Annotated in this window: 19 protein-coding genes; 1 reads left to right on the top strand and 18 read right to left on the bottom strand. The window is 71.6% G+C overall.

The features are described from left to right. Positions 1–212: 212 nt before the first annotated feature. The 4 genes from trmD to rpsP all read right to left on the bottom strand — a co-directional run bounded on the left by trmD (position 213) and on the right by rpsP (position 2855). Positions 213–1400 (bottom strand): tRNA (guanosine(37)-N1)-methyltransferase TrmD, encoded by a 1188-nt coding sequence (gene trmD, locus ISG29_RS02050; protein WP_194501679.1) that lies wholly within the window; start codon positions 1398–1400, stop codon positions 213–215. Between the two features lie 7 nt (positions 1401–1407). Beyond that, entirely contained in the window at positions 1408–1956 is a 549-nt protein-coding gene (gene rimM, locus ISG29_RS02045) for a ribosome maturation factor RimM (RefSeq protein WP_328827596.1), read from the bottom strand. A 165-nt stretch (positions 1957–2121) separates the two neighbouring features. Then, a complete protein-coding gene (locus ISG29_RS02040; RefSeq protein WP_194501678.1) occupies positions 2122–2361 on the bottom strand; it encodes an RNA-binding protein in 240 nt (79 codons plus the stop codon). 5 nt (positions 2362–2366) lie between these two features. Beyond that, positions 2367–2855: a 30S ribosomal protein S16 gene (rpsP, locus tag ISG29_RS02035; RefSeq protein ID WP_194501677.1), complete on the bottom strand. Its 489-nt coding sequence runs from the start codon at positions 2853–2855 to the stop codon at positions 2367–2369. A 179-nt stretch (positions 2856–3034) separates the two neighbouring features. On the opposite strand from rpsP, the gene ISG29_RS02030 reads away from it, so the two are divergent. Next, complete coding sequence (locus tag ISG29_RS02030) at positions 3035–3673, top strand: hypothetical protein (protein WP_194501676.1); 639 nt, start codon at positions 3035–3037, stop codon at positions 3671–3673. A 16-nt stretch (positions 3674–3689) separates the two neighbouring features. On the opposite strand, the gene ISG29_RS02025 is transcribed toward ISG29_RS02030, so the two are convergent. The 14 genes from ISG29_RS02025 to ISG29_RS01960 form a co-directional block, all read right to left on the bottom strand. After that, positions 3690–4763, bottom strand: coding sequence for an amidohydrolase family protein (locus ISG29_RS02025; protein WP_194501675.1), 1074 nt, complete (start codon positions 4761–4763; stop codon positions 3690–3692). A gap of 22 nt (positions 4764–4785) precedes the next feature. Further along, positions 4786–5166 carry a hypothetical protein gene (locus ISG29_RS02020; RefSeq protein ID WP_194501674.1) on the bottom strand — a complete coding sequence of 127 codons (381 nt, stop codon included), beginning with the start codon at positions 5164–5166 and terminating at the stop codon, positions 4786–4788. Then, on the bottom strand, positions 5163–5810 hold the full coding sequence (locus ISG29_RS02015) for a nucleoside deaminase (RefSeq protein ID WP_194501673.1): 648 nt from the start codon (positions 5808–5810) through the stop codon (positions 5163–5165). Before ISG29_RS02015 ends, ISG29_RS02020 begins: the two co-directional genes overlap by 4 nt. Continuing rightward, entirely contained in the window at positions 5807–6643 is an 837-nt protein-coding gene (locus ISG29_RS02010; RefSeq protein ID WP_194501672.1) for an arylamine N-acetyltransferase family protein, read from the bottom strand. Before ISG29_RS02010 ends, ISG29_RS02015 begins: the two co-directional genes overlap by 4 nt. Positions 6644–6874: 231 nt before the next feature. Then, positions 6875–8440 carry a signal recognition particle protein gene (ffh, locus tag ISG29_RS02005; RefSeq protein WP_194501671.1) on the bottom strand — a complete coding sequence of 522 codons (1566 nt, stop codon included), beginning with the start codon at positions 8438–8440 and terminating at the stop codon, positions 6875–6877. Positions 8441–8506: 66 nt separating this feature from the next. Then, positions 8507–10744: a [protein-PII] uridylyltransferase gene (locus tag ISG29_RS02000; protein ID WP_194501670.1), complete on the bottom strand. Its 2238-nt coding sequence runs from the start codon at positions 10742–10744 to the stop codon at positions 8507–8509. Between the two features lie 73 nt (positions 10745–10817). Beyond that, a complete protein-coding gene (locus ISG29_RS01995) occupies positions 10818–11156 on the bottom strand; it encodes a P-II family nitrogen regulator (RefSeq protein WP_194501669.1) in 339 nt (112 codons plus the stop codon). 163 nt (positions 11157–11319) lie between these two features. Next, the gene (locus ISG29_RS01990; protein ID WP_194501668.1) at positions 11320–11658 is read right to left on the bottom strand and encodes a P-II family nitrogen regulator; all 339 of its coding nucleotides are present in this window, start codon (positions 11656–11658) and stop codon (positions 11320–11322) included. Positions 11659–11670: 12 nt separating this feature from the next. Then, positions 11671–12972: an ammonium transporter gene (locus ISG29_RS01985; RefSeq protein ID WP_328827588.1), complete on the bottom strand. Its 1302-nt coding sequence runs from the start codon at positions 12970–12972 to the stop codon at positions 11671–11673. 235 nt (positions 12973–13207) lie between these two features. Beyond that, positions 13208–14359, bottom strand: coding sequence for a signal recognition particle-docking protein FtsY (ftsY, locus tag ISG29_RS01980; RefSeq protein WP_194501667.1), 1152 nt, complete (start codon positions 14357–14359; stop codon positions 13208–13210). Positions 14360–14500: 141 nt separating this feature from the next. Then, on the bottom strand, positions 14501–14692 hold the full coding sequence (locus ISG29_RS01975) for a hypothetical protein (protein ID WP_194501666.1): 192 nt from the start codon (positions 14690–14692) through the stop codon (positions 14501–14503). A gap of 84 nt (positions 14693–14776) precedes the next feature. Beyond that, a complete protein-coding gene (locus ISG29_RS01970) occupies positions 14777–15241 on the bottom strand; it encodes an acyl-CoA thioesterase (RefSeq protein WP_194501665.1) in 465 nt (154 codons plus the stop codon). Continuing rightward, positions 15241–18837: a chromosome segregation protein SMC gene (gene smc / locus ISG29_RS01965; protein ID WP_194501664.1), complete on the bottom strand. Its 3597-nt coding sequence runs from the start codon at positions 18835–18837 to the stop codon at positions 15241–15243. Before smc ends, ISG29_RS01970 begins: the two co-directional genes overlap by 1 nt. A gap of 41 nt (positions 18838–18878) precedes the next feature. Next, complete coding sequence (locus ISG29_RS01960; protein WP_328827582.1) at positions 18879–20195, bottom strand: MFS transporter; 1317 nt, start codon at positions 20193–20195, stop codon at positions 18879–18881. Positions 20196–20222: the final 27 nt, after the last annotated feature.

Below are 20222 nucleotides of genomic sequence, written 5' to 3'. Positions count from 1 at the left end.
GCCACAGGTCAGCCGCGGAGTGTCGGATGATGGTCGAGCGGGCCCGGCGTCGTCGGTGGCCGGCGGCGCGGTGCTCCCCCTGCGGCAGGTGCCCACGCGGACCCTCCGTGCGTTCCTCGGAGCTGTCCTTCGGCCGACTCGGGCCAGCATCGAAGTCTGCCACAGGGGCTGGTAGGGCCGGTAATCGCGTGGCGCCGACGCGGACTGGCGGGTCAGTCCCGGCGTCGCTTGGTGAGCACCACGGGCCCGGAGGGGCCGTCGAGCACTTCGCGCACCGAGTAGCCGGCGCGCTTGTAGCGGCGCAGGTTGGCGGTGCTGTGCTTGCCGGTGAAGAGAAGGAAGGTCCGCGCCCCGAGCGGCGCGGACCGCTCGGCATGGGCGAGCAGGCCACGCCCCAGCCCGCTGCCACGTAGGTCGGGAGAGACCATGAGCCGGCCGATCTCCCAGGTGGAACCGTCGTCGCCGAGGCGCGCACGCACCGACGCGACCAGACGGTCCTGTGCCGTGCGGAGCACCCAGACCCGCCAGAGGTCGAGATCGCGACGGACGTCGTCGAGTCCCTCGTGCAGCGCCGGGATGCCGAGGTCGTCGTTGACCAGCGCCTCGGTGACCCAGCAGGCCAACTGGAGCGTCAGCAGCTCGGGGGCGTCGCCGGGCACCGCGAGTCGCAGCCTGGCGGTGTCGTCCGCACCGCCCGCTTCTCCCGGTACGTCGAGGGTGACCGGGGCCAGCAGGTCGGGACGCCGCTGCGTGGTGCGCCGCTCGGCCTCGCTGTGGCGCCACGCCTCGATGCGCGCGTGGTCGCCGCTGAGCAGCACCGGCGGCACGTCGTGGCCGCGCCAGCTCGCCGGCTTGGTGTAGACCGGGCTCTCCAGCAGGCCCGCCTCGTGCGACTCCGTGACCAGCGAGTCGGCGTTGCTCATGAAGCCGGGGAGCAGCCGCACCACGGCCTCGGTGATGGCCAGGGCGGCCACCTCTCCCCCGTTGAGCACGTAGTCGCCCAGCGACACCTCGACCAGTTCGGCGCGCGTGGCGACGTGGTCGAGCACTCGCTGGTCGATGCCCTCGTAGCGTCCGCAGAGGAACACCAACCGCTCCCGGGTGGCCAGCTCACGGGCCAGCGGCTGCGAGAACGGTCGACCGGCCGGCGTCGGCACGACCACGGTCGCGCCGTCGATCCTCAGGTCGTCGAGCGCCTCACCGAAGACCTCCGGCTTCATCACCATGCCGGCTCCGCCGCCGTACGGCGTGTCGTCGACGGTGCGGTGCTTGTCGTGCGCCCAGTCGCGCAGGTCGTGCACGCGCACGTCGATGAGTCCCCTGGCCGCGGCCTTGCCGGGCAGGCTCAGACCGAGGGGCGCGAGGTAGTCGGGGAAGATCGAGAGGTAGTCCAGGCGCACCGTCGACTCAGCTCTCGTCGGGCAGGGGGGTGACCAGCCCGGGGCGGTCGGCCACGACGACTCGGCCGGACTCGAGGTCGACCTCGGGCACCAGAGCCTTGACGAACGGCACCAGCGCGTCGCGGCCCTCGGGTGTGCGCACCGTGAGCAGATCCTGGGCACCGCCGTGCACCAGGGCGCAGACCTCACCGAGCCGGCGGCCGTCGAGGTCGTGCACCGCGAGGCCGACGAGCTGGTGGTCGTAGAACTCCTCGGGGTCCTCCGGCGTCTCGTCGGCCGGCCGCGAGGCATGCAGGACGACGCCACGCGCCGTCTCGGCCGCCGTCCGGTCGGCCAGCTCGGCGAAGGTCGCGAGCAGCACGCCCTGATGCCAACGGGTGCGGGTCACCGTGAGGGCGGGGTGTCCGAAGGTGGAGCCGCGCGGCGACTGCGCCCGGAGTCGTGCTCCGTCGGCGAAGCGCAGCTCGGGTTCGTCGGTGCGCACATCGACGGTGACCTCGCCGCGGATGCCGTGCGGCTTGCCCACGCGGCCCACCACCAGCTCGATGGTCTCCACGCGTGCTCCTGCGAGGTCGGGGTGAGGGGTGAGGGGTGGGGGGTGGGGGATGAGGGGTGGCGGTTTCACCGGACGTCCGGTGAAACCGCCACTGGGACGGTGGAATATCACCGTCCCAGTGGCAGAAACGCCGTCCCAGGCCGGGCCCGAGGGCCCGGCCGAGGATCAGCGGCGATCGACGTCGACGAAGTCGACGCGGGTGCTGCTGTCGCCCGACAGGGCGCCGACGACCGTGCGGAACGCCGAGGCGGTGCGGCCGCCGCGGCCGATGACCTTGCCCAGGTCGTCGGGGTGCACGCGCACCTCGAGGATCGACCCGCGCCGCAACTGCTTGTCGCGCACGGTGACCTCGTCGGGATTGTCGACGATGCCACGCACCAGGTGCTCCAGCGCCTCGGCCAGCACGACGGTCAGGCCTCCGCCTTCTCGTCGGACGCCTTCTCGTCGGCAGCCTCGGCTGGGGTCTGCTCGGCGGGCTTGTCCTCGGGCTTGTCGTCGGCCTTCGGCTCAGCCTTCTTGGCGGACTTCGACGTGGTGGCGGAGGCTCCGGAGTCGCCCTCGGCCTCCTTCAGCGCGGCGTTGAAGAGCTCGAGCTTGTCGGCCTTCGCGGCCGCGAACTTCTGGGTGCCCTCGGCGCCCGGCTCGCCCTTGAACTTCTGCCAGTCGCCGGTGACCTTGAGGATGGCGGCGACGGCGTCGCTGGGCTGGGCGCCCACACCGAGCCAGTACTGCGCCCGCTCGGAGACGACGTCGATGTACGACGGATCCTCCTTGGGGTGGTACTTGCCGATCTCCTCGATGACGCGACCGTCGCGCTTCTTGCGCGAGTCGACGACGACGATGCGGTACTGCGGCACCCGGATCTTGCCCAGGCGCTTCAAACGGATCTTGACGGCCACGGTTGTGGTGTCTCCTTGAGATGTCGTGTGTGGTGAGGCGCGCCGGACCAGGTGGGGAACACCGACCGAGGCTCCTCGATGGGCACTGCACGCGCGGATGAGAGGGTTCCGTCGCGCAGGACTCAGCGGGTCATCCTGCCACGCGCATGAAACGAGACGAAACTGGGGACCGTGGCCCCATGAGCCAGACTCCCCCGAGCCCGACGCCCGACTCCCCACATCCCTACGGCGCCTCCTACCCCACCGGCACGGCCGGAGGCGGTGTGCCGCTCCAAGCGCCGCCGTCGGGCCCGCAGAAGTACCGGCCCCGAGGCCTCTGGTGGGCCGTCGGCGGCGTCCTGCTCGTGCTGGGGATCGTGGTATTCGCCGTCGGCATCGTGTTCTCGGTCAAGTCCGCGTTCGCCACCGACGCCTCGGTGCCCCTCGACGGCTCGCCCCACCAGATCACCCTCGAAGACACGGGTGAGCGTTACGTCTGGGCCTCGCCCGACGACTCCGGCACCTGCAAGGTCGAGGACGCCGATGGCAACGCCGTCGACCTCAGCCGCCCGACCGCCACGTACACGCGCGACAAGGGCAGCGGTGAGCAGCAGGCCTACCTGCGCTTCGACCCGCCCAGCACCGAGCTCACGGTGACCTGCTCCAGCCAGTCCGGCACGGGCGAGGTCGAGATCGGCCCGGCCGTCGACGGCTCGGCGTTCGCCGGCGGCATCATCGCCGGAATCCTCGGCGGCCTCGTGCTGGGCGGCGCTGGATTCATCGTGCTGCTGGTGACGCTCATCCTCACGCTGAGCCGCCCGAAGCGCCCCAAGGCCTGACTCTGGCGCGCCGGTCTCAGCGGCGCTGCACCCGGCCCCGCAGGACGACGCACGCGGGCTCGGCCAGCACGCTGAGGTCGGCTCGCGGGTCGCGCGGGTAGACCACGAGGTCGGCCGGGCTGCCCTCGTCGAGGTTGTCGAAGCCGAGCCACGTGCGCCCCGCCCACGAGGCCGCAGCCAGCACGTCGATCGCCGGCAGCCCCATCTCGTGCATGGCCCTCGCCTCTTGCCAGAGGAACCCGTGTCGCCCGGTGCCGCCACCGTCGGTGCCGACGTACATCGCGACACCGGCCTCGTGTGCGCTCATCAGCGTCTCGCGACGCTGGGCGTGCAGCTCCTCCATGGTCGCGGCGTAGGTGGGGAACTTCTCGCGGCCCTGCTCGGCGAACTCGGGGAACTTGTCGGTCTGCTGCACGGTGGGCACCAGCGCGATGCCGGTCGCGGCCATCTGCTCGACCTGGTCGACCGAGAGGCCGGTGCCGTGCTCGATGCAGTCGATGCCGGAGTCCAACAGGCCCTGGAGCACCTCCCGGCCGAAGCAGTGCGCAGTGACCTTGGCCCCTTCGGCGTGGGCCGCCTCGATCGCGGCGCGGAAGGCCTCGAGCGGGAACGACGGGGCGAGGTCGCCGGCCTCGCGGGAGATCCAGTCACCTACGAGCTTGATCCAGCCGTCGCCGTTGCGGGCCTCCTGCGCGGCGTAGGCCGGCAGGTCGTCGGGCTCGACCTCGTGGGCGTAGTTGCGGATGTAGCGCTTGGTGCGGGCGATGTGGCGGCCGGCCCGGACGAGCCGCGGCAGGTCGTCGCGCTGCTGCACCCACCGGGTGTCGGCCGGGCTGCCGCAGTCGCGCAGCACCAGGGCACCGGAGTCGCGGTCGGCCACGGCCTGCGCCAGCGTCTGGTCGTCGCCGATCGCGCCGCCGTCCTCGAGCCCCAGGTGGTTGTGGGCGTCGACGAGTCCCGGCACGATCCAGCCGCTCGCCTCCGTCTCCGCCCCGGGCTGGGGCTCGTAGGTGACGTGGCCGTCGACCACGTAGAGGTCTCGGGACTCCTCGCCCGGCAGCACCGGGCCGGTGAACTTCGACGCCGTCATGGCCCGACCGTAGCCCAGCGGCTCAGTCGAGCAGGGCCAGCAGCCAGGTGGGGCCCACGGTGGTGGCGCCGACTCCGGCCAGGTTCGCCGACAGCGCGCGGTCGGCCGTCACCACCGTGACGCGGGCGCCGCGCTCGACCGCACGGCGCGCGTGCTCGACGATGCTGGCGTCGCCGTCCTTCGGAGCGTGGACGACGCGCACGTGCGCGTCGCGCCCGGCAGGCACGCCGCCCTTGGCCGCCCCTTCGAGCACCAGCACGATCTCGTCGCCCGGCACGTCGGCCACCAGCAGTCGCTCGTGCAGACGGCGCGTGGCGCCGGCGCGGTCCTTCCACCAGCCGTCGGGGCGCGCTCCGACGACGTTCGCGGCGTCGACGACGAGCACCGATCCCCCGGGTCTCATGCGTGGGGGATGCCGGCGTCGCCCTTGCCGGCCTGGTAGGCGGCGGAGAGTTCGCCGTAGACGACCCGCAGCGCGGCGACCCGGGAGCCGAGGGCTGGGTCGCCCGAGGACGCCACGAGGCGGGCGAGGTCGGTGCTGGTGAAGTAGTCGTTGACGCGGTTGTAGAGGTCGCGTCCGGGGGCCGGCGCATCGCGGTCGGGGTCGGGCACCGCGTAGACCGAGCGCAGGATCGCGATGTCGTACGGGATCGCGAAGGCGTCGGCGGAGTCCTGATGGCTGAAGAGGTAGCCGACGTTGTCGAACCCGGCCCAGGCGATGCCCGAGAGGCACAGCGAGCACGGCTCGTGGGTGGCGACGAAAACGCAGTCGGACGCCGGCGGGCGCGCCGATGCAGGTAGCTCGTGGAACCTCTTGATGGCGTGGATCTCGCCGTGCCACAGCGGGTTCTCGACCTCGTTGTTGGTCTCCGCCACCACCAGCCCGAGGTCGTCGCGACGCAGGATGGCTGCCCCGAACAGCTTGTTGCCGCGCGAGACGCCGGCCCGGGTGAGCGGCACGACGTCGTCGGCGATGACGTCGAGTACCCGCCGGAGGAGAGCGGGTACCGCCGCCTCGTCGACGGCGAACGGCGACGGGCGGGTCATGCGTGGCTCATGCGGGTCCAGAGCCGGTCGCGCTCGTCCTCGGTGAGCTCGGGCAGGGCGAGCAGGAAGTCGTCACGCAGCACCTGCTCCCACTCATCCCCCGAGGTCAGTCGGGTGACGGTGCGCCCGTCGCTGTCGCGGCGCACCAAGGTGTCGTGGTTCAACATGAGCACGCCGTCGGCGAGCCGACGACCGACGGTCAGGTTGCGCACGAACGGCGAGTCCGGGTGGTAGGACGTGAGCTCGTAGAGGCGCTCGACATCCGCGCGCTCCGCCGGCTCGTCGGCGAACTCGACGACCTGGATCGTGCGCAGTCGCGGGTCGTGCACGAAGCGCCAGCGCCCGGGCGAGGTGCCGTCGACCTGCTCCACGCAGTACCGGAAGCCACCTTCTTGCACGTGCTCGCCGGGCTCGAGCGGCACCGGCTCGAGCAGGCCGTGGCCCATGCCGATGTCGGCCAGCCAACGACGTCCGTCGAGGGTGACGGTGAGCGCCACGTGCCCCCCGAAACCGTCGAGGGGCTCGGCGTCGAAGAGAGTCTGGGTGCGGGCACTGTGCCGCACCACGTCGAACCCGAGCTGCTCGAGCAACCAGGCGAAGGAGCAGTTCAGGTGCACGCACGCGCCACCCTCGCCGTCGAGCAGATGGTCGACCATCGCCAACTCCTCGAAGGGCGACTGCCTCCCCCGCGACATCCAGATCGTGTCGTGGCTGAACCGCTGCGCGTGCGCCCGGTGCAGTCGCACCAGCAGCTCGAGGTCGGGCTCCCCCGGCTCCACCCCGAGACACTCCAGGTAGCGACGCACCAGCACGTCGGCGTCCAGCTCCGTCACAGCCCTCATCCTGCCAAACCCAGGCCCGGCGCGCACTCAGCGAAGCGACCGACCCACCACCACGCACACCCACCCCGGATCACAGCGACCGACGGTCCGCCGACGGCGAGCGGGCAGGGCCGCGTCAGCGGCTCGAGCACCCGCGAGCCAAGCGAGCTCCCAGCAGTTCCGGCCGAAGGCCCGGGTCGGCGAAGCCGACGGGGGGCACACGGGGGGCGGAGCCCCCCGGGCTCACTTGAGGAACTTCGAGAAGTCCTTCGGCAGCTGGAGTTCCTCGGCCGCCTTCTCGTAGTCGACGTCGCCGCCGAAAGGATTGGACTTCTGGCCGGCAGCCGGTGCCTTCTGGCCGGCCTTGGCGGGGTTGCCGGAGACGCGGCGTCCGCCCTTGCCCTTCTTGGGCTGCTTGCCCTTCTTCTTGCCACCGGGGCCGCCGAGACCCGGCATGCCCGGCATGCCCGGCATCCCAGGCATCCCGCCGCCTCGCGCGAGCTGGGTCATCATCTTGCGGGCCTCGAAGAAGCGCTCGACGAGATCCTTGACGTCGGAGACGGTGCGGCCGCACCCGCGGGCGATGCGCTGACGGCGGGAGCCGTCGATCATCTTGGGGTCGTTGCGCTCGGCAGGCGTCATCGAGTAGATGATCGCCTGGATCCGATCGATCTCGCGGTCGTCGAAGTTCTCGAGCTGGTCGCGGAACTGCCCCATGCCGGGGAGCATCCCCATGATCTTCGACATCGAGCCGAGCTTGCGCACCTGCTGCATCTGCTCGAGGAAGTCGTCGAGGGTGAACTCGCCACCCTTGCCCGACAGCTTCTCGGCGGCCTTGAGCGCCTGCTCGGCGTCGAAGGTCTTCTCGGCCTGCTCGATCAGGGTCAGCATGTCGCCCATGTCGAGGATGCGCGAGGCCATCCGGTCGGGATGGAAGAGGTCGAAGTCGCCCATCTTCTCGCCGTTGGAGGCGAACATGACCGGCTTGCCCGTGATCGAGGCGATCGAGAGCGCGGCACCGCCGCGGGCGTCGCCGTCGAGCTTGGTGAGCACGACGCCGTCGTAGCCGACGCCGTCGAGGAACGCCTGGGCGGTGCTGACGGCGTCCTGCCCGATCATCGCGTCGACGACGAACAGCACCTCGTCGGGCTGCACGGCGTCGCGGATGTCGGAGGCTTGCTGCATCAGCTCGGCGTCGACGCCGAGGCGGCCCGCGGTGTCGACGATGACGACGTCGTGCAGGGTGCGCTTGGCCTCCTCGACCGAGGCGCGGGCCACCTGCACGGGGTCGCCGCCGTGCTCGATCCCACCGGCGTTCCCGGGCTCGGGGGCGAAGACCGGGACGCCGACGCGTTCGCCGTTGACCTGGAGCTGGTTGACGGCGTTGGGGCGCTGGAGATCGCAGGCGACGAGCAGCGGGCTCTTGCCCTGCTCCTTGAGCCACAGCGCGAGCTTGGCGGCCAGCGTGGTCTTGCCGGCTCCCTGGAGGCCGGCGAGCATGATGACGGTGGGGCCGGTCTTGGCATAGCGCAGCCGCCGGGTCTCCCCACCGAGGATGGTGACCAGCTCGTCGTTGACGATCTTGACGACCTGCTGGGCCGGGTTGAGCGCTCCGCTGACCTCTTCGCCGCGGGCTCGCTCCTTGACCGCGGCCACGAACTCCTTGACCACCGGCAGGGCGACGTCGGCCTCGAGCAGCGCGATGCGGATCTCGCGCGCGGTGGCGTCGATGTCGGCCTCGGAGAGGCGGCCCTTGCCGCGCAGGTTCTTGAACGTGTCGGCGAGGCGGTCGGACAAAGTGGCGAACACGGGGGCCCTTCGCGTGGTGCTGGCGGTCGAGACGGTGCTGGTGCGTCGTCCAGCCTAGATGAAGCGTCAGCGACCGGTGGCGGCCCGCTCCCCGGTCAGGGCGTCGCGGACGGCGTGCGCGGCGTCGGCGGCCCGCGTCTCCGAGAGCGCGCCGGCGTAGGCCTCCTGGAGGTAGAACACGTCGACGGCCTGCGGACCGAGGGTGTCGACGTGCGCGCTGCGCACCGCGATGTCGAGCTCGGCCAGGGCTGCGCACACGAGGTAGACGACGCCGGGCCGGTCAGCCGCGCGCACCTCGAGCACGGTCGAGAGCGCCGAGGCGTCGGGGCGGACCTCGACGGTGGGGGCCAGCTCGTCGGGGCCTGAGGGACGCAGCTTCGCCGCGGGGTCGACCCGGCCCTCGACGATGGCGTCGTACTTGTCCTTCAGCGCCGGCAGGTTCAGCTCGTCGGCGAGCTCCCACACCGACACGCCGATGTGGTCCTGGGCCCAGGCACGCGCGGCGCGCACCGGGATCCGGCGCAGCGCGAACATGCCCGCGAAATCGGCCAGGAGTCCGACGCGGTCGGGGGCGATGAGGGTCAGTCGCGTGCCGGAGTCGACCTGCTCCTCGACGAAGGCGACGCGGCCGTCGCGTACGGAGTCGGGGATGGCGACGTCGTCGAACAGCGGGTCGGCCGAGACCGGGCCGTCGTTCTCCAACGCGGCGCGCACTCGCTGGGAGAGGTCGCGCACCAGGCCGGCACGCCAGGTCGACCAGGCCTGCGGCGAAGCGGCCTTGGCGTCCGCCTCGGTGAGCGCCAGCAGCAATGAGAGCGCCTCGGTCGAGCCCACTCGCCGGGCGACGTAATCGATCGTGGCGGGGTCGCCGGGGTCACGGGTGGTGGCGGTCTCCGAGAGCAGCAGGTGCCAGCGCACCAGTCGCGCGATCAGCTCGACGGCGTCCGGCGCGAAACCCATGCGGGTCGCGATCGCATGGGCGATCGGCTCTCCGGCGACCGAGTGCTCGGTGAGCCCACCCTTGCCGATGTCGTGCAACAGGGCCGCGACCAGCAGCACGTCGGCGCGCTTGACCTTGCGGATCAGACCGGCAGCCTCGCTGCACGTCTCGACCACGTGCCGGTCGACCGTGAAGCGGTGGATCGCCGAGGCGTGCGGGAGCAGGCGGATGCGGTCCCACTCGGGCAGCAGCCGGGCGAGTGCCTCGGTCTCCTCCAGGGTCTCCCACACCGAGAGCAGGCCACGCCCTGAGAGCATCCGCACCAAGGACTCCCGCGCCTCGGCGGGCCAGGGCTCCGGCATCGGCGGCACCTCGGCCGCCAACCGGGCCGCGGTCGGCGGCGCCAGCACGACGTCCTGCTCGGACGCCGCCGCGGCGGCACGGAGCAGCAGCAGTGGATCCTCGGCGGGTCGGGCGCTGCGGTCCAGCACGATCTCGCCGCGGCTGAGCGCGACGCCCTTGGTCACGGGGGTCAGCTGCGGACGCCGCGCCTGGCCGCTCTGCGGACGCTTCAAGAAGTCGTGCACCCGCCGCCAGGAGAGACGCGAGAGGTGGGTGACGCGGCGACCGAGCGTGCGCACGTGCACCTGGGCGCTGCGGGCGTCGGGCAGGCCGAGACCGTGCGCGATGTCGCTCCACATCTCGGGGTTGATCCGGTCACTGGAGCGACCAGCCGCCGCCTGCACCAGGTCGCGGACGTCGAGCAGCGCCATCCGGCTCAGCTCGAGGTCGGCGTGCGGGACGTCGACCAGCCAGGTCGCCGCCAAGGCATTCAGCACCGTGGCGTCGCGCAGCCCGCCCTCGGACTCCTTGAGGTCGGGCACGGAGCGGTGCGCCAGCTCGCCCATCAGCTCGTGCCGGGCGCGCACCATCTCGTGCAGCTCGGGCAGGCGCTCGCGGGCCCGGCGGCGCCAGTGCGCCAGGACCTCGCTGCGCAGTCGCAGGGTGAGGTTCGGATCACCGGCCAGGTGTCGGATGTCGAGCAGGCCGAGCGCGACCTTGAGGTCGGCGTCGGCGGCGTCGATCATGTCGGGCAGTCGGCGCACCGAGTGGTCGATGGTGGTGCCGGAGTCCCACAGCGGGTACCAGACCTGCTGGGCGACCGGCCCCGGGTCGATCTCGGGGTGGGCGGGGTCGCTCACGAGCACGACGTCGAGGTCGGAGTGTGGCGCCAACTCGGCGCGCCCGTAGCCGCCGACGGCGATCAGGGCGAGCCCGGCATCGCTTCCGCCCGCCGCCTCGTAGGCGTCGGCGCACAACCGGTCGGCGTCGACGGCGCGCTGGGCTCGCTCTTCAGCGCTCACGCCGTCGTCTACCTCGTGCTTCCCGTGTTGTGTCGTGTGCCCGGTGCCGTGACCGGGCCGGCGCCCAGCAGGCTCAGAGGGCCGCCTCGTCGCGGTCGCCGGTGCGAACCCGGACGACGGACTCGACCGGCGTCACCCAGACCTTGCCGTCGCCGATGCGACCGGAGGCGGCGCTGGTGACCAGCGTGTCGACGACCGTCTGGGCGTCGTCGTCGCCGACGACGACCTCGATCTGGAGTTTCGGAACCAGCGCGATGTCGTACTCCGCGCCCCGGTAGACCTCGGTGTGGCCCTTCTGCCGGCCGTAGCCGGAGACCTCCGAGACGGTCATGCCGGTCACGCCGATGGTCTCGAGCGCGGTCCGGACGTCTTCCCACTTGTGCGGCTTGATGACCGCGGTCACGAGCTTCACGACGCCACCTCTTCTGCTTCGGTTCCGCTACCTGCATCATGCCGGACGGCGCGGCGCGCGCGCCCCCTCCCCCGCCGTTGTCTCACCGACTGTGACGAAATGTGCGGGTGGCCCGCCCTCCGAGGAGGACGGGCCACCCGCCGTTCGAGCAGGGGTGCCGGGGTCAGAGGGCCGCCGCGTCGCGGTCGCCGGTGCGTACGCGCACGACGCTCTCGACGGGGCTCAGCCACACCTTGCCGTCACCGATCCGACCGGTCTGGGCCGTCTTCACGATGATGCCGACCACGTCGTCCGCGTCGTCGTCGTCGACGACGATCTCGATGCGGATCTTGGGGACGAGCGCGATGTCGTACTCCGCGCCCCGGTACACCTCGGTGTGGCCCTTCTGCCGACCGTAACCGGAGACCTCCGAGACGGTCATGCCGGTCACGCCGAAGGTCTCCAGCGCCTCCCGGACGTCTTCCCACTTGTGCGGCTTGATGACCGCGGTCACGAGCTTCATGTGTGACTCTCCTTAGCTGAGGGCGGTGGTCTTGGGGGCACCCGAGAGGCTCGTGTGCAGGTCGTAGGCGGTCTCGCCGTGCTGGTCGAAGTCGATGCCCTCGACCTCGGCCTCCTCGGTGACCCGCCAGCCGATCGTGTACTTGATCGCCAGGGCGAGCACGAGGGTGATGATGCCCGAGTAGGCGATCGCGACGAGAACACCCAGGAACTGGTCGACCAGGGAACCGAAGCCGCCACCATAGAGGAGGCCGTCGATGCCACCCGCACCGTCGGCGGTGGAGAAGAAGCCGATGAGCAGGGTGCCGACGATGCCACCGACCAGGTGGACGCCGACGACGTCGAGGGAGTCGTCGTAGCCGAACTTGAACTTCAGACCCACGGCCCAGGCGCAGATCGCGCCGGCGATGGCGCCCAGGGCGACGGCGCCCCACACCGAGACCGCGCCGGCCGCCGGGGTGATGGCGACCAGACCCGCCACGATGCCGGAGGCAGCGCCCAGCGAGGTGGCCTTGCCGTGCAGCAGGCGCTCGATGAGCAGCCAGGCCAGCATGGCGGCCATGGTCGCCATGGTGGTGTTGGCGAAGGTGCGACCGGTCTCGGAGTAGAACTGCGTGAGGAAGGCGATGGAGTCCTTCGAGGTGGGGTCGGAGTCGTCGAAGGACGTGGCGAAGACGATCGAGCCCACGTTGAAGCCGTACCAGCCGACCCACAGCAGGCCCGCGCCGATCATGGTGAGGGTCAGGTTGTGCGGCCGCATGGGCTCCTTGCCGAAGCCGATGCGCTTGCCGATCACCAGGGCGAGCACGAGGCCGGCGATACCGGCGTTGATGTGCACCGCGGTACCGCCCGCGTAGTCCTGGGCGCCGATCTTGTCGCAGATCAGGGTGCTGCCGGTGCAGCCGAAGACCATGTGCGACATCGGGAAGTAGACCAGGATCGACCAGAACGGCAAGAACACGATCCAGGAGGAGAACTTCACCCGGTCGGCGATCGCGCCGCTGATCAGCGCAGCGGTGATCGCCGCGAAGGTCAGCTGGAACATCACGTAGATGTAGTCGCTGGTGGCGACGTCCTTGAGCGCGAACAGCTCGAAGGGATTGCCGAAGACCACACCATCGGTGCCGAACTCCATCGACCAGCCGACGAGGATCCACAAGATGCCGACGACGCCCATCGAGATGAACGACATCATCATCATGTTGAGCACGGACTTCGAGCGGGTCATGCCGCCGTAGAACAGCGCCAGCGCGGGCACCGTCATCATCAACACCAGCAGCGTGGCCACCAGCATCCAGGCGTAATAGCCGTCCACAGAACCTCCAGGTCTCGTTCACTGGGATGCGAGCAGGCTCAGGTGCGACAGCACTGTCGACGGCCCGTCCGCCCCGATCGGGCACGACCTTCCCGAGCAGAGGTTTCAGCACCGCGAGGGTTGTGTTTCACCCATGAAACGAGTCCGGGCTCGGTGTTACGAACAGATGAACAGCGCCAGGATGCCGTTTGCGCGGGTGCCCGCAGGGGTACCCGCGCCGGCCCGAGGGCCGATGTCAGCCGAGAAGAGCGTCGACGAAGGCGCCGGCGTCGAAGGGCGCCAGGTCGTCGGCGCCCTCACCGAGTCCGACGAGCTTCACCGGGACGCCGAGTTCGCGCTGCACCTGGACGACGATGCCGCCCTTGGCCGACCCGTCGAGCTTGGTGAGCACGATGCCGGACACGTCGACGGCCTCGCCGAACACGCGGGCCTGGGTCATGCCGTTCTGCCCGGTGGTGGCGTCGAGCACCAACAGCACCTCCGTGACCGGCGCCTGCTTCTCGATGACGCGCTTGACCTTGCCGAGCTCGTCCATCAGTCCCTGCTTGTTCTGGAGCCGGCCGGCGGTGTCGACGATCACCGTGTCGACGCCCGAGCGGGCGCCGGCCTCGACGGCGCGGAAGGCCACACTGGCGGGGTCGGCCCCCTCGTCGCCCCGCACCACGTCGACGCCGACGCGGCCGCCCCACGTGGCGAGCTGCTCGGCAGCCGCGGCGCGGAAGGTGTCGGCAGCCCCCAGCACGACCGAGCGGTTCTCGGCGACGAGGATCCGGGCGATCTTGCCCACGGTGGTCGTCTTGCCGGCACCGTTCACGCCGACCACGAGGACGACGCCGGGTGCGCCGTCCTCACCACTGATCTGCAGGCGCCGGTCGAGGTCGGGGTTCACCAGCGCCAGCAGCTCCTCGCGTACGACCGCGCGGACGTCGTCGACCTGGCCGCCCTCGACCCGAAGCCGGGTGCGCAGGTTCTCGACGAGCTGCTGGGTGGGTGCGACACCCACGTCGGCGGTGAGCAGGGTGTCCTCGATCGACTCCCAGGTGTCCTCGTCGAGCCGGTCGCGCGAGAGCAGGGCGAGCAGACCGCGACCCAGCGCGCCCTGGGAGCCGGCGAGCCGCTGACGCAGCCGCACCAGACGCGAGGCGGTGCTCTCGGGCTTCTCCAACGTGGGAGCCGCGGGCTCGCTCGGGATCTGCGGCTCGACCGGCGCATCGGGGGCGAGCGTGTCGCCAGCCGGGGTGGGCGGGGCGGCCAGGTCCGGCGCCGGCGCCGGCTTCTCCACCGTCGTGGACGAGCGCCTGCCGCCGGCCACCAGGCCTACGACGAGGCCGATCGCGGCCAGGGCCACGACCGCGACGAGCAGGATCACCAGGAGCATCACGGACATGCCGTCATCCAATCACTCGGACCCAGGCGACGTGTCACTGACGGGTCAGCAGAAAACTCATGGCAGGTCACCTGAAAACTCGTGGCAGGTCACCTGAAAACTAGCGACGGGTCACCTGAAAACTGGCGACGGGTCAGCGGGTCAGTCGGTGCCGGGGGCGTGTCGGCCGGGGGTGTCGCCCGGATCCTCCTCGAGGATCGGGAGTCGGTCGCCCATGTCGCGCAGGGTCTCGCCGAGGCCGGACTCCTCGTCGCGGTGCGGGTAGGCGACGTAGTAGATGACCAGGCCCGCGAGGGCGAGGATGACGACCATCGCGATCAAGATGCTGGGCACTGGTGGTCCTCTCGTGGGTGCGTCGGCTCGACCCGACCTGGGCTGCGCCGGTCGAGCCGGGGCCTACCGTGACACATGGGTGGCTCAGGTGGCGTCGGGGGCGCGCAGCAACGGTGCGACTGCGGCGCGGATCACGTCGGGCACCGGCACCACCGGGCGAGCGGGGTCGGTGTTGTCGACGTACACGTGCACGAACCGCCCCTCGGCGCAGGCGGTGGCGCCGGCGCCCTCGGCCTCCCCCTGGAAGAGGCCGACCCGGTAGAGGATCGAGGAGGTGCCGAGCCGCTCGACGACCACCCCGAGGTCGATCGGTTCGGGGTAGGTGATCTCGGCGAAGTAGCGGCACGACACCTCCGCCACGACACCGATGGCGTCGAGGCGCCGGATGTCGGTGCCGGTGCCGCGCACCAGGTGGTTGTTGACGACCGTGTCGATGAGCTCGAAGTAGCGGGCGTTGTTCATGTGCCCGTAGACGTCGATGTCGGCCCAGCGGGTGGTCAGCTGCTCCCAGTGCGGGTACGCCGCCCGGGGCGGACGTGATGCGGGCATCAGGCCGACTCCGCGTCGCGCAGCCGCTGGCTGATGACGGCCGAGACGCCGTCGCCTCGCATCGTGACGCCGTACAGCGCGTCGCCCACCTCCATCGTCCGCTTCTGATGGGTGATGACGAGCAGCTGGGAGTTCTCGCGCAGCTCCTCGTAGATCTCCAGCAACCGGCCGAGGTTGGTGTCGTCGAGAGCAGCCTCGACCTCGTCGAGGATGTAGAACGGCGAGGGCCGCGCCTTGAAGAGCGCGACGAGGAACGCGACGGCCACCAGCGACCGCTCACCACCCGAGAGCAGGGAGAGCCGCTTGACCTTCTTGCCCGGCGGCCGCGCCTCGACCTCGACACCGGTGGTGAGCAGGTTGCCCGGGTCGGTGAGCACCAGCCGGCCCTCACCGCCGGGGAACAACCGCGCGAAGGTGGCGTCGAAGGCGGTCTCGACATCGGCGTAGGCCTCGCGGAAGACCTGCTCGACCCGCTCGTCGACGCTGGCGACGATGTCGAGCAGATCCTTGCGAGTCTTCTTCAGATCCTCGAGCTGCTCGGTGAGGAACTGGTGCCGCTCCTCCATCGCCGAGAACTCCTCGAGCGCCAGCGGGTTGACCTTGCCGAGCATCGCCAGCGCGCGCTCGGCCGCGCGCAGACGCTTGGTCTGCTCCTGGCGGTCGAACGGCTTGGTGGCCGGCGACGACACCTCGCCGTCGGCCTCCTGGCCCTCCTGGCCCTCGGCACGCGGCTCGCCGGGCGATTCGGGGTCGACCTCGACCGGCACCGGTTGGTCGGGGCCGTACTCGGCGACCAGCGCCTCGGGGTCCAGGCCGAGCTCTTCTAGGGCACGCTCCTCCAGCTGCTCGATGCGCATCCGTTGCTGGGCACGCGCCATCTCGTCGCGGTGCACGCTCGAGACGAGCTCCTCCTGCTCCTGGGCGAGTCCGCGCAGCTTCGCGCGCACCGCGCGCAGCTCCTCCTCGCGCCCGGAGCGGGCGTGCTCGACGGCGGCGCGGGCGTCGGCGGCGTCCTGCACCGAGTGCTCGAGCCGTCGCAGCACCCAGGCGACGGCGGTGCCGACCGCCTCGGCGGCCGCGGCCTCACGCTGGAGCCGGGCGTGCCGCTCGGCGGCCTTGGCCCGGGCTTCACGCTCGTGGCTGGCCGCTCGGCGCAGGCCGTCGGCGCGACCGTTGAGCGCCCGCGCACGCTCCTCGGACGTTCGCAGCGAGAGGCGTGAGTCCATCTCGCCCTGGCGGGCCTCGCGGGCGGCCTCGGCGAGCTGCTCGCGTGCAGAGGTGTCGGGCTCCTCGTCGGGTGCCTCCTCGGCGCTCGCCAGCCGGCTCTCGAGGTCGGCGAGCCCGGCGACGGCCTGCTCGCGAGCCTGCTCGGCCTGCTCGATCGCCTGGGCGAGCCGCTCGGCCTCGCCGCGGGCGGCCCGTGCTTGCGAGCCGTGCTGACCGAGCTCCTCGGCGATGGCGGCCAGCGTGGCGTCGGACTCGTGCAGCTGGGCGAGGGCGACGTCGACGCGCTTGTGCGCCTCGTGCCTCTCGGCCTCGAGCCGCGAGATCTCGAACCCGCTGCGCTCCCCCGTCGCGATCGCCTCGGCCAGCGCCTGGCCGGCCTCCTCCACCGCCGCCTGGATCTCGAGCAGGCTGGGTTGGCTGCTGGAACCGCCGGTCACCAGATGCGCGGAGACCATGTCGCCCTCGCGCGTGACGGCGCTCAGCGTGGCGTCTCCCGACACCAGTTCGCGCGCCGCGGCCAGGTCGTCGACGACGGCCACGCGCCGTAGCAGTCGCCGCACCGCGGCTCGCAGCTGCGAGGGGGCCTCGACCACGTCGACGGCGTACCGGACGCCGGCGGGCAGCACCGGCCACGGCGACGCGTCGTCGTCCGGAGCACCGGCGAGCAGCAGCCCCGCACGGCCGAGGTCGTGCCCCTTGAGGTGGCCGACGGCGGCCAGCGCGCTCGCGGGATCGTCGACGGCGACCGCATCGGCGGCGGGGCCGAGCGCCGCCGCGATCGCGGCCTCGCACCCGTTCTGCACGGTGAGGAGCGCGGCGACCGAGCCGCGGAGGCCCGGCACATCGTCGGCGCCGAGGAGTGCCCCCGCGCCGTCCTTGCGGTTGAGTCCGAGCTCGAGGGCGTCCTTGCGCGCGGAGAGGGAGGCGCGGTCACGGTCGGCCTGCTGGGCCGTCTCGCGCACGGCGGCCAGCCGCTCCTCGACGTCGTCGAGCGCGGCCACGGCCTCCTCGTGCTCGGCGTCGAGCCCCTCCTCGCCCTCGTCGAGGCCGGCGACCCGGCGCTCGAGCTCGGCGAAGGCCCGCTGGGCCCGCTCGGCACGAGTGGTCGCCTCCTCGCGCGCCGCGGTGAGGCGCGCGACCTCCTCGTCGGCTCCGGCGGCACGGGACTTCAGCGCGTTGACCTGCCCGTGCAGCCGGGCCAGGCCCTCACGCCGGTCGGCGGCGGCGCGCTGGAGGCCGCTGATGCGCTTCTCCTCCTGGGCCGCGGCCTCCTCGGCCCCGCGGCGAGCGGCCACGGCCGTCTCGAGAGCGGTCCGGCGCTCGGCGACCTCAGCGGTGATCGCGGCCTCCTGCTCGGCCACGCGGCCGGCCTCGGCCTCGAGCTCCTCGGGGTCGCGTCCGCTGGGCGTGTCGATCTGGGAGCCGGCCGCGTTGCGGACCCGCTCGGAGGCCAGCGAGGCGGTACCCCGGTAGCGCTCGCGAAGCCCGGAGAGGGCATACCAGGTGTCCTGGGCGGCAGCCAGCGCGGGCAGATCCTCGCGCAGGGCGGCCTCGAGCGCGGCCTCGACCCGACGCGCCTCGGCGATGGCGGTCTCGACCTCGGTGCGGCGGGCGACCAGGGCGGACTCGTCGGCCATCTCCTGCTCCAGCGCGACGCGTGCGGTGGCGAGGTCGTCGGCCAGCAGCCGGGCGCGGGCGTCGCGCACGTCGGCCTGCACGGTCGCGGCGCGGCGCGCCACCTCGGCCTGGCGACCCAGCGGCTTGAGCTGGCGGCGGATCTCGCCGAGCAGGTCACCGAGCCGGTTGAGGTTGCCCTCGCAGGCGTCGAGCTTGCGGAGCGCCTTCTCCTTGCGCTTGCGGTGCTTGAGCACCCCGGCGGCCTCCTCGATGAAGCCGCGCCGGTCCTCCGGCGTCGCGTGCAGAATCGTGTCGAGCTGACCCTGCCCGACGATCACGTGCATCTCGCGGCCGATGCCGGAGTCGCTGAGCAGCTCCTGGACGTCGAGCAACCGGCAGCCGGTGCCGTTGATCGCGTACTCCGAGCCGCCCGAGCGGAACATCGTGCGGCTGATCGTGACCTCGGCGTACTCGATCGGCAGGGCGCCGTCGGAGTTGTCGATGGTGAGCACGACCTCGGCCCGCCCCAGCGGCGGACGACCGCTCGTGCCCGCGAAGATGACGTCGTCCATCTTGCCGCCGCGCAGGCTCTTGGCGCTCGCTTCGCCCATCACCCAGGCCAGCGCGTCGACGACGTTGGACTTGCCCGAGCCGTTCGGCCCGACGATGCAGGTGATGCCCGGCTCGAGCTGCATCGTGGTGCTCGACGCGAAGGACTTGAACCCCTTGAGGGTCAGGCTCTTGAGGTACAAGAGGAACCTTTCCGAGGTGAGCGAGCGGGCGGTGCCTCACCCTACTGCGCAGGCGCCTCGTCGCCGTCGAGCGGCGCGTCCGGCCCTCCCGGCTGCGTGTGGGTGTGGCGGTCGGGCTCTGCGTCGGCGTGGGCGATGTGCGACAGCGAGCGCCAGATGAGCACGCAGAAGGCGGCGGACCCGACGAAGGCGAACCAGAACGGCGCGGTGACGCCGAAGCGCTGCGCGAGCGCGCCGCCCACACCCGCTCCCAGCACCAGCCCGCCGTAGATGCCCAGCAGGTTGACGGCGCCCACCCGCCCCTGGAGACGGCCGGGCACCGCCCGCTGACGCACGGTGATCGAGGTGGTGCCCCAGATGAAGGCGTGCATGCCGAAGAAGAAGAACACGACCAACGCGACCGCGACGTGGGTGGTGAGCGCCAGCACGAGATGGGTGAGCGTCTCGACGACCAGACCGATGCGCATGAGGTCGCCCAGGCTCACGTGCCGGGTGATCCAGCCGTAGCAGCCGGTGCCGACGAGCCCGCCGACCGCACCGAGTGTGGCCAGCAGGCCGTAGCCGGCCTCGCCGAGGCCGAGCCGCTGCTGCGCCCACAGCACCAGCACCGACCAGGCGGCGCCGAACGTGACGTTGAAGATGAGGATCGTCAGCACCAGGGTGCGCACCGCGTCGTGCCGCCAGACCCACACCAGGCCCTCGGTCAGGTCGTGACGCACCGAGGCGAGATCGGTGGCGGGCTCGTCGGGCTCCTCGCCGGTCGGCACCGCCACCTTGAGCACGAGCAGCGCCCCCGCCAGCACGAGCAGGGTCTGGAGCGCGAACGGCCACGCCGCACCCGCCGCGAAGAACACCGCGCCGAGCGAGGGTCCGGCCAACTGGTTGAAGGTGATCAGCCCGCTCTGGAGGCGCGCGTTGCCCACCGCCAGGTCGTCGCGGTGCACCAGCATCGGCAGCAGCGTGGCCGAGGCGTTGTCGGCGAAGGTCTCGGCCGTGGCCAGGCAGAACAGCGCCACCAGCACGACCGCGATCGACACCACGCCGGTCACCACGCTCAGCGTCAGCACACCGAGCACGCTCGCTCGCACGAGGTCGACGACACACACCAGACGCCGACGGTCGACACGGTCGGTCACCACGCCCGAGACCAACGCGAACAGCAGCGGAGCGAGCCACTGGAGCAGGGCCGCGAGCGCGACCAGGAACGGCTCGCGGGTCTGGGAGGCGACCAGCAACGGGCCGGCCGCCAGCGCCAGGCCGTCGCCGAGGTTCGTCGTCCAGCTCGAGGCGAGCAGCCACCGAAACGAGGTGCCCAGGCGGGCCGGGGCCAGCAGTTCGACGACCCGCACCCCACTCACGAGGTCGACACGTTAGAGGCTCCGCGT

The organism is Nocardioides acrostichi (genome assembly GCF_015319165.1).
Taxonomy (GTDB): Bacteria; Actinomycetota; Actinomycetes; order Propionibacteriales; family Nocardioidaceae; genus Nocardioides; species Nocardioides acrostichi.
The sequence above is the reverse complement of the archived record's forward strand: the minus strand, read 5'-3'. Positions and strand labels throughout refer to the sequence as shown.

Bases quoted from the DNA above. Each gene is read 5' to 3' on its own strand.
- ISG29_RS02030 (WP_194501676.1), top strand. From the start codon at position 3,035: ATGAGCCAGACTCCCCCGAGCCCGACGCCCGACTCCCCACATCCCTAC.
- ISG29_RS02015 (WP_194501673.1), bottom strand. From the start codon at position 5,810: ATGACCCGCCCGTCGCCGTTCGCCGTCGACGAGGCGGCGGTACCCGCT.
- ISG29_RS02025 (WP_194501675.1), bottom strand. From the start codon at position 4,763: ATGACGGCGTCGAAGTTCACCGGCCCGGTGCTGCCGGGCGAGGAGTCC.
- ISG29_RS02020 (WP_194501674.1), bottom strand. From the start codon at position 5,166: ATGAGACCCGGGGGATCGGTGCTCGTCGTCGACGCCGCGAACGTCGTC.
- ISG29_RS01990 (WP_194501668.1), bottom strand. From the start codon at position 11,658: ATGAAGCTCGTGACCGCGGTCATCAAGCCGCACAAGTGGGAAGACGTC.
- ISG29_RS01970 (WP_194501665.1), bottom strand. From the start codon at position 15,241: ATGCCCGCATCACGTCCGCCCCGGGCGGCGTACCCGCACTGGGAGCAG.
- ftsY (WP_194501667.1), bottom strand. From the start codon at position 14,359: ATGTCCGTGATGCTCCTGGTGATCCTGCTCGTCGCGGTCGTGGCCCTG.